The organism is Bizionia sp. (genome assembly GCF_048259285.1).
Lineage (GTDB): Bacteria > Bacteroidota > Bacteroidia > Flavobacteriales > Flavobacteriaceae > Algorimicrobium > Algorimicrobium hallyeonense.
The window spans coordinates 1-16035 of record NZ_JBLXHU010000014.1 but is presented as its reverse complement, the minus strand read 5'-3'; the positions used below and the strand labels follow the sequence as shown (position 1 = coordinate 16035).

Annotated in this window: 15 protein-coding genes; 10 read left to right on the top strand and 5 right to left on the bottom strand. The window is 34.6% G+C overall.

The window, feature by feature from the left end:
- The first annotated feature begins 105 nt into the window (after window positions 1-105).
- The 8 genes from lon (at window position 106) to ACN0QX_RS08505 (ending at window position 9556) form a co-directional block, all read left to right on the top strand.
- Window positions 106-2556 carry an endopeptidase La gene (gene lon, locus ACN0QX_RS08540; protein ID WP_417196345.1) on the top strand — a complete coding sequence of 817 codons (2451 nt, stop codon included), beginning with the start codon at window positions 106-108 and terminating at the stop codon, window positions 2554-2556.
- 116 nt (window positions 2557-2672) lie between these two features.
- Window positions 2673-3692, top strand: a complete 1020-nt coding sequence (gene porQ / locus ACN0QX_RS08535; protein ID WP_417196343.1) for a type IX secretion system protein PorQ — start codon at window positions 2673-2675, stop codon at window positions 3690-3692.
- Window positions 3693-4388: a (d)CMP kinase gene (gene cmk, locus ACN0QX_RS08530; RefSeq protein WP_248399186.1), complete on the top strand. Its 696-nt coding sequence runs from the start codon at window positions 3693-3695 to the stop codon at window positions 4386-4388.
- Between the two features lie 225 nt (window positions 4389-4613).
- Window positions 4614-6443, top strand: a complete 1830-nt coding sequence (rpsA, locus tag ACN0QX_RS08525) for a 30S ribosomal protein S1 (RefSeq protein ID WP_248399188.1) — start codon at window positions 4614-4616, stop codon at window positions 6441-6443.
- A 300-nt stretch (window positions 6444-6743) separates the two neighbouring features.
- Window positions 6744-7283, top strand: a complete 540-nt coding sequence (gene pyrR / locus ACN0QX_RS08520; RefSeq protein WP_248399190.1) for a bifunctional pyr operon transcriptional regulator/uracil phosphoribosyltransferase PyrR — start codon at window positions 6744-6746, stop codon at window positions 7281-7283.
- Between the two features lie 19 nt (window positions 7284-7302).
- On the top strand, window positions 7303-8232 hold the full coding sequence (locus ACN0QX_RS08515; RefSeq protein ID WP_248399192.1) for an aspartate carbamoyltransferase catalytic subunit: 930 nt from the start codon (window positions 7303-7305) through the stop codon (window positions 8230-8232).
- A gap of 7 nt (window positions 8233-8239) precedes the next feature.
- Complete coding sequence (locus ACN0QX_RS08510; protein WP_248399194.1) at window positions 8240-8572, top strand: ribonuclease Z; 333 nt, start codon at window positions 8240-8242, stop codon at window positions 8570-8572.
- A gap of 78 nt (window positions 8573-8650) precedes the next feature.
- Window positions 8651-9556 (top strand): ribonuclease Z, encoded by a 906-nt coding sequence (locus ACN0QX_RS08505; protein WP_248399196.1) that lies wholly within the window; start codon window positions 8651-8653, stop codon window positions 9554-9556.
- On the opposite strand, the gene ACN0QX_RS08500 is transcribed toward ACN0QX_RS08505, so the two are convergent.
- Window positions 9546-9962, bottom strand: coding sequence for a hypothetical protein (locus ACN0QX_RS08500; protein ID WP_248399198.1), 417 nt, complete (start codon window positions 9960-9962; stop codon window positions 9546-9548). The two genes, ACN0QX_RS08505 and ACN0QX_RS08500, sit on opposite strands and share 11 nt — an antisense overlap.
- An 81-nt stretch (window positions 9963-10043) precedes the next feature.
- On the opposite strand from ACN0QX_RS08500, the gene pdxH reads away from it, so the two are divergent.
- Window positions 10044-10691, top strand: a complete 648-nt coding sequence (gene pdxH, locus ACN0QX_RS08495) for a pyridoxamine 5'-phosphate oxidase (protein WP_248399200.1) — start codon at window positions 10044-10046, stop codon at window positions 10689-10691.
- A 164-nt stretch (window positions 10692-10855) separates the two neighbouring features.
- Window positions 10856-11353 carry a CAP domain-containing protein gene (locus tag ACN0QX_RS08490; RefSeq protein ID WP_417196338.1) on the top strand — a complete coding sequence of 166 codons (498 nt, stop codon included), beginning with the start codon at window positions 10856-10858 and terminating at the stop codon, window positions 11351-11353.
- A gap of 84 nt (window positions 11354-11437) precedes the next feature.
- Here the strand turns inward: ACN0QX_RS08490 and ACN0QX_RS08485 are convergent, their stop codons facing one another.
- The 4 genes from ACN0QX_RS08485 to ACN0QX_RS08470 all read right to left on the bottom strand — a co-directional run.
- Window positions 11438-12016, bottom strand: a complete 579-nt coding sequence (locus ACN0QX_RS08485; RefSeq protein WP_417196336.1) for a hypothetical protein — start codon at window positions 12014-12016, stop codon at window positions 11438-11440.
- A gap of 215 nt (window positions 12017-12231) precedes the next feature.
- Window positions 12232-14148 (bottom strand): OmpA family protein, encoded by a 1917-nt coding sequence (locus ACN0QX_RS08480; RefSeq protein WP_417196334.1) that lies wholly within the window; start codon window positions 14146-14148, stop codon window positions 12232-12234.
- Between the two features lie 11 nt (window positions 14149-14159).
- A complete protein-coding gene (locus ACN0QX_RS08475; RefSeq protein WP_248399208.1) occupies window positions 14160-15086 on the bottom strand; it encodes a type IX secretion system membrane protein PorP/SprF in 927 nt (308 codons plus the stop codon).
- Between the two features lie 11 nt (window positions 15087-15097).
- Window positions 15098-16035: gliding motility-associated C-terminal domain-containing protein (locus ACN0QX_RS08470; protein ID WP_417196332.1), on the bottom strand; the 938-nt coding region annotated here is incomplete at its 5' end.

Here is a 16035-nt window from a genome sequence, read left to right as displayed (position 1 = left end):
ATGAATAGCTGATAACGAGTTGTATATTTCTAAAATGAATTATTAAAACATAAAGACGATTCTGTTTTTAACCCCAATTAATGACAGAATGACTTAAATATATCTATGAAGAAATCTAATTTTTTAAACCTTGACAGTTTGTCATTTCAAGATTTTGACGAAAATTCAGAATTAATTCCTTTAATGACACCTGAAGATGAAGAAGAAATAAATAACGAAGCTTTACCAGAAACGCTTCCTATTTTATCATTACGAAATACAGTTTTGTTTCCAGGTGTGGTAATTCCTATTACAGCCGGTCGTGATAAATCCATAAAACTAATTAACGACGCCAATAAAGGCAGTAAAGTAATTGGTGTGGTATCGCAAAAGGATGAAGCGGTTGAAAACCCAAAAGCTTCGGATATTCATGAAACAGGAACGGTAGCGCGTATTTTAAAAGTTTTAAAAATGCCTGATGGTAACACAACGGTTATTATTCAAGGTAAAAAACGTTTTAAAATAAAGGACGTATTAACAGAAGATCCCTATATAAGAGCAACCATTGAAGATGTTCCGGAAGCAAGACCAGCTGAACAAAATAAGGAGTTTGAAGCTATTATAGACTCTATAAAGGAACTGTCTCTTCAAATTATTGAGGAAAGCCCAAATATTCCAAGTGAAGCATCGTTTGCTATTAAAAACATTCAGAGTAATTCGTTTTTAATAAACTTCGTATCCTCTAATATGAACTTAAGTGTTACGGAAAAACAAAGTTTATTAGAAACAAACGATTTAAAAGATCGTGCTCTCGAAACGTTGAAATATATGAATATGGAGTTCCAGAAATTGGAACTTAAAAACGATATTCAATCCAAGGTTCAAAGTGATATGAATCAACAACAACGTGAATATTTCTTGCACCAGCAAATGAAGACCATTCAAGAAGAATTGGGTGGTGTAAGTCATGATGAGGAATTAGAAGACATGCGTAAACGTTCTAAAAAAATGAAATGGGGAACAAAGGAAGCCAAGCATTTTGAAAAAGAATTAGCTAAAATGCAACGCATGAATCCTCAAGTTGCCGAATATTCTATACAACGAAATTATTTGGATTTATTTCTAGATTTACCATGGAATACATTCAGTAAAGATAAATTCGATTTAAAACGCGCCCAGCGTATTCTTGATCGTGATCATTACGGTTTAGATGATGTAAAACGTCGGATTATTGAACATTTAGCGGTCGTAAAATTACGAGGAGATATGAAATCGCCTATCCTATGTTTATATGGACCTCCAGGTGTTGGTAAAACTTCATTAGGAAAGTCTGTAGCCGAAGCATTGGGACGCGAATATGTGCGTATGTCGCTTGGTGGCTTACGAGATGAAGCGGAAATACGCGGACATCGTAAAACCTATATTGGTGCTATGCCAGGGCGTATTATTCAAAGTTTAAAGAAGGCCGGAACATCCAATCCTGTTTTTGTCTTAGATGAAATTGATAAATTGTCTAATTCGCATCAAGGTGATCCTTCGTCTGCTATGCTGGAAGTTTTAGATCCGGAACAAAACAGCGAATTTCATGATAACTTTTTAGAAATGGGCTTCGATTTATCTAAAGTCATGTTTATTGCTACATCCAATAGTTTATCTACCATTCAACCAGCATTATTGGATAGAATGGAAATTATAAATGTAACGGGTTATACTATAGAGGAAAAAGTGGAAATAGCTAAACGCCATTTATTGCCAAAACAACTCAAGGAACACGGATTAACGGATAAACATCTTAAAATTGCCAAGCCGCAATTAGAGAAAATAGTAGAAGGGTATACACGGGAATCTGGTGTACGTGGTTTGGAAAAACAATTGGCCAAAATGGTGCGCTATGCAGCCAAAAGTATTGCTATGGAAGAAACGTATAACGTTAAAATTTCCAATGAAGATATTATTGAAGTGCTTGGCGGCCCAAAAATGGAACGCGATAAGTATGAGAATAATAACGTTGCAGGTGTGGTTACCGGATTAGCGTGGACACGTGTTGGTGGCGATATTTTATTTATTGAATCTATTCTATCTAAAGGAAAAGGTACCTTAACGGTTACCGGTAATTTAGGGAAAGTAATGAAGGAGTCGGCAACGATTGCCATGGAATATATTAAATCCAATGCAGAAGATTTAGGATTAGACCCTGATGTTTTTGATAAATACAATGTTCACATTCACGTGCCTGAAGGCGCAACCCCTAAAGATGGACCAAGTGCAGGTGTTACTATGTTAACATCATTAGTTTCCTTATTTACACAGAAAAAAGTAAAAAAAAGTTTAGCCATGACTGGCGAAATTACACTGCGTGGTAAGGTGCTACCAGTAGGAGGTATTAAGGAGAAAATTCTTGCTGCGAAACGTGCACGTATAAAAGAAATTTTATTAAGTGAAGAAAACAGACGTGATATTGAAGAAATAAAACCAGAATATTTAAAAGGTTTAACCTTCCATTATGTGTCTGAAATGAGCGATGTTATTAAGTTGGCACTCACTAATCAGAAGGTGAAGAATGCCAAAAAACTGTAAAAAGTGACATTACATAGATTAAAACCTCGAAATTATTTTCGAGGTTTTTTTATGATGTAAAAATAAATTATACTTGCAGCCGTTTATAGATAGACTTACTTTCGTCGTAACCTTATATGTTAAAGAAAATTACCACTGGATTTTGCTTGCTTTTATGCCTTTCTGCGATTGCGCAAGTTGGTGGTGAATCTACATATCAATTTTTAAATCTAATTTCTTCCCCACGTCAAGCCGCTTTAGGTGGTAAAGTGTTTACCAATTTGGATTATGATGTTAGTCAAGCTTTAACCAATCCTGCAGCTATAAATGACGAAATGGATAATCAGTTAGCGCTTAATTACTCTAGTTATTTAGGAGGCATAAGTTATGGAACGGCAGCTTATGGTTACACTTGGGATAGACGCACACTCACATTCTTTGGAGGTGTTACCTATATAAATTACGGAAGTTTTGATGGTTATGACGAACAAGGAAACGCCACAGGCTCGTTTAGTGGAAATGAAGCGGCTATATCCTTTGGACATTCCAGACAAATTGGGTATTCCGATTTTTATTTAGGAGGAACTGTTAAATTAATTACATCCAAATTAGAACAATACAACTCTTTCGGAGCTGCTTTAGATGCTGGTTTAATGTATGTAAATGAAGATATTGAATTTCAAGCTACATTAGTAGTTCGCAATTTAGGATTACAAATTACAACCTATGCAGGACAAAATGAGCCGTTGCCGTTTGAAGTCGCTTTTGGAATGTCACAAACATTAGAAAACGTACCATTACGTTGGCACGTTACTTTTGAAAATTTACAAAAATGGCCCATTGGCGTTTCTAATCCGGCTCGTGCTGAAACGGATTTAGAAGGAAATCAAACACAAGAAAAAGTTGGTTTCTTCGGCAATGTTATAAGACATACGATATTGGGTGCTGAAATTTTTCCAGCAGGTGCTTTTAATATCCGATTGGGTTATAATTTCAGAAAGGGTGAGGAGCTGCGTATTGTAGATCAACGAAATTTTTCAGGTATTTCTGCGGGAATTGGACTGAAATTGAATAAATTTAGATTTAGTTTTACGCATGTAAGATATACAAGCGCATCCAATGCCAATTTTTTCGGCATGCAATTAGATTTAAGATAAATGCAAAAAATAACCATTGCCATAGACGGCTTTTCTTCAACAGGTAAAAGTACCGTTGCTAAACAACTAGCCAAACATTTAGGATATATTTATGTGGATTCTGGTGCTATGTATCGTGCCGTGACGTATTACGCCATGAAATATGGTTTTATTAATTCGACTCAATTTGACGTGGTCGGTTTGGTATCCAAACTTCACGATGTGGTTGTTTATTTCAAACTAAACGAAACCACAAATGTTGCTGATGTGTATTTAAATGGTGAAAATATAGAAAAAGCCATTCGCACTTTAGAAGTCAGTAATTTTGTGAGTCAGGTTGCTGCTATTCCAGAAGTGCGTTACCAATTAGTAAAACAGCAACAAAAAATGGGTGCTGAAAAAGGAGTGGTTATGGATGGTCGCGACATAGGAACCGTTGTTTTCCCACAAGCAGAACTCAAAATATTTATGACGGCTTCGTCAGAAACGCGTGCTACGCGTCGTTTTGATGAACTTATTAGCCGTGGCGATGTAGTAACCTATAATGATGTACTCCATAATATTCAAGAACGGGATTATATTGATTCTAACCGAGAAGATTCACCTTTAAGAAAAGCAGATGATGCTATTGAAATAGACAATTCTCATTTGTCTCTGGACCAACAATTCCAAAAAATTGTTAAGTTGGCAGAAGCAGCGATTCAAGAAAATAACTAAATCTTTAATTTTTAGAAAATTACTTATTGTTTAATTGCAGAAAATATAGTATTTTTGCACTCCTTTTAGCGACGCGTTAGAAAATAAAAGGAATAAACTAAAAAAACAATAATCCTTCTGTGTGTTAGTCGCCCATTTTCTAAAACAACACAGAATACAAAACACAATGCGCTTGCGGTTTCGCGAAGTTGAAAACTTTTAACGCATTGTATTAACTTATATTAAATGGCTGAAAAAGCAAAACAAGCAGAAGTTGAAGCAACTGAAGCAACAGAAGTAAAAACAGCAGAAGCTCCAGTTGTATCTGAAGCTCAAGCAAACCCTGAAAAATTCTTAAAAGATTTTAACTGGCACAATTACCAAGAAGGTATTGATGAGGTTGAAGATTCTCAATTAAAAGAATTTGAAAAATTAGTAGCAGAAAATTTCGTAGACACTTTAGATGATGAAGTTGTTGAAGGTGAAGTGATTCACATTTCAGATCGTGATGCCATTATTGACATTAACGCAAAATCTGAAGGTGTTATTTCATTAAACGAATTCCGTTACAATCCTAATTTAAAAGTTGGTGATAAAGTAGAAGTATTAATTGATGTTCGTGAAGACGCAACAGGTCAGTTAGTATTATCACACAGAAAAGCACGTGTTATCAAAGCATGGGATCGCGTTAATGCAGCTCATGAAACAGGTGAAATCGTTAATGGTTTTGTTAAGTGCAGAACTAAAGGTGGTATGATTGTAGATGTTTTTGGAATTGAAGCATTCTTACCAGGTTCTCAAATTGATGTGAAGCCAATTCGCGATTACGATCAGTATGTTAATAAAACAATGGAGTTCAAAGTTGTTAAAATCAACCACGAATTTAAAAACGTTGTTGTTTCTCATAAAGCCCTTATTGAGGCTGATATTGAAGAGCAGAAGAAAGAAATTATTGGTCAATTAGAAAAAGGACAAGTATTAGAAGGTATTGTTAAGAACATTACGTCTTATGGTGTCTTTATTGATCTTGGTGGTGTTGACGGTTTAGTTCACATTACAGATCTTTCTTGGTCTCGTATCAACCATCCAAATGAGATTGTTGAGTTAGATCAGAAATTAAATGTTGTAATTCTTGATTTTGATGAAAACAAATCTAGAATCCAATTAGGTCTTAAACAATTATCTAAACATCCTTGGGATGCATTAGGTGAAGAGGTTAAAGTTGGAGACAAAGTTAAAGGTAAAGTGGTTGTAATTGCAGATTACGGTGCATTTATTGAAGTTACTGATGGCGTTGAAGGATTAATTCACGTATCAGAAATGTCTTGGTCTACACACTTACGTTCAGCACAAGATTTCGTTTCAGTAGGAGATGAGGTTGATGCCGTTATCTTAACATTAGATAGAGAAGAGCGTAAAATGTCTCTTGGTATTAAGCAATTAACGCCAGACCCATGGACTGATATTACTAAAAAATATCCTGTAGGTTCTAAGCATTCAGGTATTGTACGTAACTTTACAAACTTTGGTGTGTTTGTTGAATTAGAAGAAGGTATTGATGGATTAATTTACATTTCTGATTTATCTTGGACTAAAAAAATCAAGCATCCTAGTGAGTTCTGTAATGTAGGTGATACATTAGATGTTGTTGTTCTTGAATTAGATGTTGAAGGTCGTAAATTAAGTTTAGGGCACAAACAAACTACAGACAACCCTTGGGATAAATATGAAACTGAATTCGCAGTAGGAACGCTTCATACAGCTGAATTAACAGAAATCGTTGACAAAGGTGCAACTATTGATTTTAATGAAGATATCGTAGCTTTCGTACCATCTCGTCACCTTGAAAAAGAAGATGGCAAGAAATTGAAAAAAGGCGAAGAAGCTGAATTCAAAATCATTGAATTTAACAAAGAGTTCAAACGTGTAGTAGCATCGCATACAGCAATCTTCAGAGAAGAAGAAGCTGCAAATGTAAAAGCTGCTGCTAGTAACGCAGCTGCAGAAGCTAAACCAACTTTAGGTGATGCCAATGATGCTTTACAAGCTCTTAAAAATAAAATGGAAGGAAAATAATTTCCTCATTCTATAATACAAAAAAGCCTTTCCATTTGGAGAGGCTTTTTTTATGCTTAAATTTTCTTGAAACATACATCTTTTATAAGCTAGACTTAACAGATTTCCAAAACCTGTTAAGTGTTATGTTTGATTAGTATCTGGCCTAATGCTTATTTGGACGTTGTGGCTTATAAGCAGTTTTATAAGCAGGAATAAAGCCAATTAGTAATAAGCACGCAAGATGCTTTGTATTATAAAAGCATTGTGAACTCAATTTTTTTACCGTAACTTTGTTTAGCAAATATGTTTGGATAGTTTATGAGTCAAAAAGTGTTACTTAACGCCAAGGAAATCAACATCATTCTTCATCGATTGGCTTGCCAACTTATTGAAAATCACAACGACTTTACCAATACTGTTTTAATAGGCATTCAACCGCGCGGTAAGTTTCTTGCCAACCGTTTAGCTACCATGTTAAAAGAAGAATATAAAATCAAAAATGTCCAATTAGGACTTTTAGATATTACGTTTTTTAGAGATGATTTTAGACGCGGCGAAAAACCTCTTGAAGCCAATACCACCGAAATTAATTTTTTAGTTGAAGACAAGAAAATTGTCTTTATAGATGATGTATTATATACTGGACGAAGCATTCGTGCAGCCTTAACAGCCATTCAATCTTTTGGCAGGCCTCACGAAATTGAACTCTTAACCCTAATTGATAGACGCTTTAGCAGGCATTTACCAATTCAGCCTAATTATAAAGGCCGACAAGTAGATGCTATAAATGATGAACGCGTAAAAGTAAATTGGGTTGAAAACGAAGGAGAAGATGCCGTTTATTTAATTAATAGTTAACAAAGAATAATTAATAATCATGAGCGAATTAAGTGTCAACCACTTATTAGGAATAAAATACCTTAATAAAGACGATATCAAGCTTATTTTTGAAACTGCTGATCACTTCAAAGAAGTGATAAACAGACCCATTAAAAAAGTACCTTCGCTTCGGGATATTACGATTGCTAACTTATTTTTTGAAAATTCTACCCGAACTAAATTATCGTTTGAATTAGCCGAAAAACGACTTTCAGCTGATGTTATAAATTTTTCGGCCTCACAATCCTCCGTAAAAAAAGGAGAAACCTTAATAGATACGGTTAGTAACATATTATCCATGAAAGTAGATATGGTTGTTATGCGTCATCCCAATCCAGGCGCAAGCGTATTTTTATCGCAACACGTCAATGCCAGTATTATAAACGCTGGAGATGGTGCTCATGAACATCCTACACAAGCTTTATTGGACTCCTATTCCATTAGAGAACGATTAGGAGAGGTCAAAGGAAAAAAGGTGGTTATTGTTGGCGATATCTTACACAGTCGTGTAGCCTTATCAAATATCTTTGCATTGCAGTTGCAAGGCGCAGAGGTGATGGTGTGCGGACCAAAAACGCTCTTGCCAAAATACATTGATAAATTAGGCGTTAAGGTAGAAACCAATTTGCAGAAAGCTCTAAATTGGTGTGATGTTGCTAATATGCTTCGAGTTCAAAACGAACGTATGGAAGTTAATTATTTTCCATCCACCAGAGAATATACTCAACAATACGGTGTAACTATGGATGTTTTAAATAGTTTAAATAAGGAAATAACTATAATGCATCCAGGCCCTATAAATCGCGGTGTAGAAATTACCAGTGAAGTTGCAGATTCCAACCAAGCTATTATATTAAACCAAGTAGAAAATGGTGTAGCGGTAAGAATGGCCATTATTTATTTACTAGCATCCAAAATAAAACAATAACGCTATGATGATTTTTGATAAAACTGACAATACAACAATTATTACCCAAGAGAAAGCTTCGGTAATTGAATTAATTAAAAAAATAGACGTGCTATACGAACGCTTTAAAAACGACAATATTATTGTTAATTTAAATACCTTAAAACCTGTGGTGTTACAAGATATTGTAGAGTTCCTCCAATTATCAAATAAGCATAGAAAAGCAAAACAATCGTTTGTAATTGTTACTAATCAAGCAAGTTTAGACGATATGCCAGATGAATTGTTAGTGGTTCCAACCGTAAAAGAAGCGCACGATATTATTGAAATGGAAGAAATGGAACGCGATTTAGGTTTATAAAAAAGTTTGTTGGTAAGTCGCAGGGTATTAAGCTATCTGAACGCAATCGACTTAACAACTTAACGACAAACAACACGAATGAAACTTACCATTTTAGGCTGTTATAGCGCTACACCACGTACCGATACCAATCCAACGGCACAAGTTCTGGACATAAATAACCATTTATTTTTAATAGATTGTGGTGAAGGTACTCAAGTGGAATTACGCCGAAATAAAATTAAATTTGCACGAATTAAGCATATTTTTATTTCACACCTACATGGCGATCATTTTTTTGGTCTCGTTGGGTTAATTTCTACATTTCGTTTATTAACACGTGAAACGGAACTTCATATTTACGGCCCTAAAGGTTTAAAAGATATCATTACCCTTCAAATGAAATTGGCCGAATCCTGGACAAATTATCCACTTATTTTTCATGAGCTCACGTCTAAAGAGTCAGCGTTGATTTTTGAAGATGACAAGGTGGAAGTTCATACCATTCCTTTAGATCATAGGATTTACACCAACGGTTTTCTTTTTAAAGAAAAATCAGGTGAGCGCAAACTGGATATGAATGCAGTTTTGAATGCAGATATTGATGTGGCCTATTATAGAAAGCTCAAACAAGGTTTTGATGTAGAAAATATGGACGGAATAATCATTTCAAATCAGGAGGTTACTAAAGCCCCAAATAAACCAAAAAGCTACGCGTTTTGTAGCGACACTGCTTATTCAGAAGCCATTATTCCAATTATAAAAGACGTTGATTTGCTGTATCATGAATCTACTTTTTTAGAGAAGCATGAAAAATTAGCAGCACCAACTAAACATAGTACCGCCAAGCAAGCTGCTAGCATTGCCAAACAGGCTGGAGTAGGTACCTTACTTTTAGGGCATTATTCCACACGTTACGATAATTTAAAAGATTTTAAATTAGAGGCTGAAACTATTTTTGAATCTGTAGAGTTGGCAAGAGATGGTAAGGTTATTACGTTTTAAACTCTTTTAAATTTTGCATAAAATAAATAGCTTCTTCCAAACTGGTGCAGCGCTTAATGCTATTAGTAGAAAATTGTTTTTCTAAAGTAGCATTTCGGTAGCCAAAGTCATCATAGATTACAATAGCAGATGCAATAACAAACCCATATTCTTTATTGAACTTAATCCATAGATTGGGGTCAATAGAGTAGTGGTTTATACGATTTGTTATATGACCAATTTTTAAATTAGGTCCATAAAATTCAATCAAATAATCGGATATTTGTTTAATTTCTGGCCAATCGAAGTGGATTCCTTCTGTATGTTCGGCAATGATATAATTATCAAAGAGATAATAGGTGCCAAATGGAAATACTACTTTTTGATGTTTTAATTGGTTGAAATAAATGCTATTTTCAAATTTCATTCTATTAAATAATGCTTAAATTTAGGGCGTAAAATGCATATAAATTGGTGCAAATGTACAAAAAATTAAATGACATTATCAATGGATGGAGACTTAAGTAATTATAGAAAAACCTACGCTAAAGGCGCGCTTTTATTAAAGGAAACACCTGAAAATCCCATGGAACTCTTTAAGAAATGGTTTCATGAAGTGGATACTCATTTTGAGCAGGATGAAACCAATGCCATGACGATATCAACTATTGGATTAGATGGCTTTCCTAAAAACCGTGTCGTGTTACTTAAACGCTTTACCTATGAAGGATTTATCTTTTTTACAAACTACGAAAGTGAAAAAGGTCAAGCTATTGCTAAAAACCCGCATGTATGCTTATCATTTTTCTGGCATGGAGCAGAACGCCAAATAATAATAAAAGGCGTTGCCGAAAAGTTAGCAGCGAATTTAAGTGATGGTTATTTTGAATCGCGCCCAAGAGGAAGTCAGTTAGGGGCTATAGCATCAAATCAAAGCGCTGTGGTTAAAGATCGGGCAGAATTAGAAGCCGATTTAAAAAAATTAGAACAGGCATACGAAGGAAAAGAAATTCCAAGACCTGATTTTTGGGGTGGCTATATGGTAAAGCCCGTTTCAATTGAGTTTTGGCAGGGACGGCCTAATAGATTGCATGACCGGATTCATTATCAATTGGATACAGCGTTTAATTGGGTTAAAAATCGATTATCGCCATGATTATGACGACGAAATGCATATAAATTAAATATTAAAGTGTATTTCATCGATTAAATACATTAAAAAACGATTAAATGCATGTCGTTTGTCGATTTTAACATTTTGTTAACAGTTGTTTAGAGAAAGGATTATAATTTTATAATCCCAAATCTAAATAACCTACAATGAAAAAGTTTACTTTACTACCAGTTATGCTATTATTAGTCATGTTTATGACTTCGTGTTCTTCTGATTCCATAGAAGATAAGGCTGCTGAAATAAATACATCCAATTTAGTAGTTCCAGAAACCAAGACCATAGAAATAGAAATTATGGAATTGATTAATGACTATAGATTAAGTAAAGGGTTAAACCCGTTGAATAATGTTGGCATTATTAAAGCGCAGGCATTTAATCATACAGATTATATGATTACCAATAATATTGTTTCTCATGATAATTTTTACCAACGTAAATTATTTTTAGAAAGTAGTTTAGGGGCTCGCGATGTATCGGAAAATGTAGCTTATGGCTTTACATCTGCTCAAACGGTTGTAACTGCTTGGTTAAATAGTACAAATCATAAAGCGAATATAGAAGGAGACTTTACCGATTTTGACTTATCAGCGGATCAAAATGCGGAAGGCGATTGGTATTATACAAACATCTTTGTTAAGAAATAAATAAGACTTTATTCAGATTATTTTAAAAAAAACTACCACTTTGGATACCAAGTTGGTAGTTTTTTTTGTTATTAATACCTGAAATTAAAAACGATAACCAAGTCTTAAGTGTAAGTTAAGAGCTAGATCGGCTTCATTATCAAAAGAGACGTTGTTCGAATTGAAAAAATGAATATAACCAATACCAATTCCGGTTTCGTAATTGAAATGTTCTCCAATTTGTCGTCTAATTCCCCAGGTTGGGACAATAGAAAAATCACTAATAAAATTGACATTGTCATAATTAGTAACCACAATAACGTCGGGGTGGTAGGTTGTTTTTAAGGCAATAAAATTTCCGCTGTTACCTGAAATATTTCGGGATTTTTTAACACGTTTATTTAAATTATAATACCAACGCGGTTCTAAAGTGATGGCAGGAACTAAAAAGTATCCCGTTTTAGGGTATTTAGCACCATCAAAAATGCCAGCTTCCAAACCTAGTTCCGTTCTTAATGCTATACTATTGCTTAATTTGGCCTCATGATGAACCCAAATTCCCAAGAAGCCAGTTTGTATACCAAAAACAGATTTTTCAACACTAGACGAAGATGTTTGTGTTTGTGCTTGAGACGAATAGTAAATACAAAATACAAGACATGCGCGTAGTAGATTATGTTTCATTTAGAATTATAGTAGATTGAGATTTAATTTTTTTTTAGGTCGTAAATCTACTATAATTAATTCATTAAATCTTATCTATTTAAAATTTAAAAGCCACTCCATTTGGAGTGGCTTTATAGTTATTAAGACTATTGTTAGGAAGGTATTAATGATGTGTAAGCATATTAAATCAGTTCGCCAATCTTATTAACTGTATGTTTAAAAACAACTGTTAGTTAATCATTATCTTTTAAGATAATAAATTTAGAACGTCTATTTTCTTGATGTTTTTCCGCGGAACATTTCACACCGTTTGAGCACTCATTTATTAAACGTGTTTCTCCATATCCAATGGCACTTTCAATACGATCTGTTGTAATACCTCTAGAGTATAAATACTCTTGGGTAGACTTCGCTCTTCTATCAGAAAGTTTTAAGTTGTAGTTATCACCACCACGACTATCAGTATGCGATTCAATTTTAATTACCATATTTGGATGTGCGCGCATGACTGAAACAATGTTTTCCAGCTCATAAGCCGCATCAGCTCTAATTCCCCATTTATCAAAGTCGAAGAATATCGGATTAATTACGATTTCATTATCATTAATTAACGGAATTAAATTCAAGTCTACTACGTGTTCTTCACCCGTAACATCCGTTGTTTCAACATCTTTCAGGTCGTCTTTGTAATCGGCTTTCATACCGAGAATTTTATATTTTTGACTACAGTCGGCTTCAATTTGATATAAACCATTTTCATCACTTGATACTTCACTTACAATTTTTCCGGTTTCATCAATTAATTGAACGGTTGCCATTGCAATTGGTGTTAGTAACTTACTGTCTCTTACTGTTCCCGTAATTATTTGCTTGCAAGGTTGTGCTACAAAACCGTAAATATCATCACCACCTTTTCCATCGGCTCTATTGGATGAGAAATATCCTTTTTGTGTATCACTATCTACAAAGTATGCAAAATCATCAAAGCCACTATTGTATGGAGCACCCATATTTTCTACTTCAGCTTCGGCATCTTTAAGGATGTTTGTTTTAAAAATATCTAATAAACCAAGGTTTAAATAGCCATCTGAGGAAAAATATAGTGTACTGTCTTTTGCAACAAATGGGAACATTTCACGACCTTCTGTATTTACTTTTTTGCCTAAATTTACGGGTGCATCATATGAATCGCCGCGAATAGCAACTTGATAAATATCGGTTTGTCCCAAGCCGCCCTCACGATCAGACACAAAATACAATGTTTTGTTATCTGGACTTAAAGTAGGATGGCCCGTAGAGTAGATGTCGTCATTAAACGGTAATTCTATTACATTATCCCAGCTACCATCTTCCGCTTTAGTGGCTTTATAAATTTTAAGGTGTGATGTTCCTTTTTTATCGTAGATCGGCTTATTTTTCTTGTTAACGTTATCACGAGTAAAATACATGGTATTTCCATCGTTAGTTATGGCAACACTAGCTTCATGAACATCATTTCGGTCTTTTCCTTTTATAATGACACTAGTTGGGTTTGAAATGCTGTCAATATTATTTTCACCTTGACTAACTTCCGCAGAATAAATATCTAGGTAGGGTTCATTATTCCATTTGTAGATATCATTTTCCGTATTTCTTGCAGAAGCGAAGTACATATTGTTGTTATAAACAAATGCACCAAAATCAGAATATTTCGAATTAATATCTAGATTTTTAACTTTTACTTCCACACCTTTTAAGGATTCTAAAGATTCATAAAGCGCAATATTACTTCCGTCTAAATCATCGGCACGTCTATCATCATTTTGAATATCTTTAAATTTGGCTAACCAGGTGTCAGCTTCTTCATAGTTACTTAAACTACGTTGCGTCTGGATGTACTTATAAATATATTCAGGATTTACCTTTTTATATTTATTTAAGGCCAGTTTATACCATATTGCGGCAGATTCAGTATCCGAGTTGTTGTAATAACAATCGCCTAAACGCGTTAATACATGTTCACTACTATCACCTTTTCTAACGGTTTCTTCATATAATTCTGCAGCTTTAACATACGAGTAATTCTCGAAGAATATATCTGCTACTCTTTTTTGCGAAAATAGAAACGTACTACTTAAGGCAATAAATGTGAATATAATTTTAGTTTTCATACGATTATATTTTAGAAGTATCTTGGTGATTTGATTCGTTTTGTTTTAAATAATTCAAACATGACCAATATTTCGTGGGTTCCTCCAGTATAGTCAATTAAGTCTGATAACGGATATTCATAGGCATAACCTATGCGAAACTGCTTGGACACTTGAAAATCAACTATACCCGCTAAAGCCGAGGTTTGATTATCAATTCGGTAACCAGCTCCTGCCCAGAACTTCTCGTAGAATAGGAAGTTGGCCGTTAGGTCAAAAGATAGTGGTGCTCCATTGGTTGCTTTTAAAAGAAACGCGGGTTTTAATTTTGTGTTTTCACTTAATGTGAAAACATATCCACCTGTAAAGTAATAACTCACGCGTTCCAATGCCGCATAGTCTTGACCGACTCCTGTTTCATCGTTATAATCATTCGTTAAAATACGCGGTGTGGATAAACCTAAATACCATCTGTCTGAATGCCAATAAACACCCGCACCAATATTTGGGTCCCAACGATCATCAATACCATAAATGCTTGGATCACCCGAACTATCTGCAGAATACCTGTCCAAAGTATAACTTGTGAAACCAGCTTTAATACCAAATGCTAACTCCGTTTTCTGACCAGTTTGTATGGTATATGAAAAATCACCATACAGATATGAAAAACGTTCGTCACCTAATTTGTCATTAATAAAAGACAATCCTAAACCTATTTTGTCATTCCTTAACGGAGAGTGAACAGATAAGGTTTGGGTTATTGGTCCGCCATCAAAGCCAACCCATTGACTTCTGTGTAAACCAACAACGCTTAACGTTTCTCTACTTCCCGCATAGGCAGGGTTTATAGAGATGGTATTATACATATATTGGGTAAACTGCGGTAATTGTTGTGCAATTCCAACCGTACAACTCAATAATGCTAATGCAATTATATAATGTTTTATAAGTTTCATAGGTTAAAGTTTTATTTGGTTCCTACGTAGAAGTAACCTGTTAATGGTTTAAATCCACTATTTCTTACGTTAATGATATAATAATATGTTCCATTAGGTACTTTGTCAGCACCACCAACAGATGATTTGTGCGCTGTACCATTCCAGTTATTCTGGTAGTTATTTGCTTTATATATGATTGCTCCCCATCTATTAAAGACTTGAACATCATAAGTATATCCACAAGTATCAACACCAGAAATTTCAAAATTCTCATTCCATTGGTCACCATTTGGTGTAATAGCAGTCGAAACGATTATGTTTTCTCTATCACATGGTTCTGGTGCCGGTGCAAGTACCACACAATCATCATTTACGTTTATTGTAACTTGTGTTGTGCTTGTACAGCCATTTTCCATAATAGTATAACTAAATGTGTAATCACCTAAATCAACACTTAATGGATCAAATAAATTACCATTCAGCGTTACAACATTGGATAATGCTACCCATTCTCCGGACATGTCCGATCCATTATAGTAATCAAATAAGTCAATTATACCATCATCATTACAACGATCATCATTTAACGTCATGATACTGTTTTCATTTGTTACATACACAGCCTGACTTAATTGAGCCTCATTTCCACAGGTATCAACAACTGTCCAGCTCCAAATTATTTCATAATCTGTTTCAGAACCATCCGACGTGTTTACTTCTTCAAAGTTAACTATGGTTACATCACTTGAACAATCGTCAAAGACTAGAGTAGGAGCATCTGGTATATCTGCACAATTAACAAATATGTCAGATAAATCATTTGTAGCAACAGGAGCTGTTGTATCGGCTACTGTTATGGTTTGCGACACCGACGATGAATTATTACAGTTATCTGTAAATGTCCAAGTACGCGTCACAATAACGTTACAAGGATCCGAATCATCTGTTGTATCTACAGGCGAAGCCA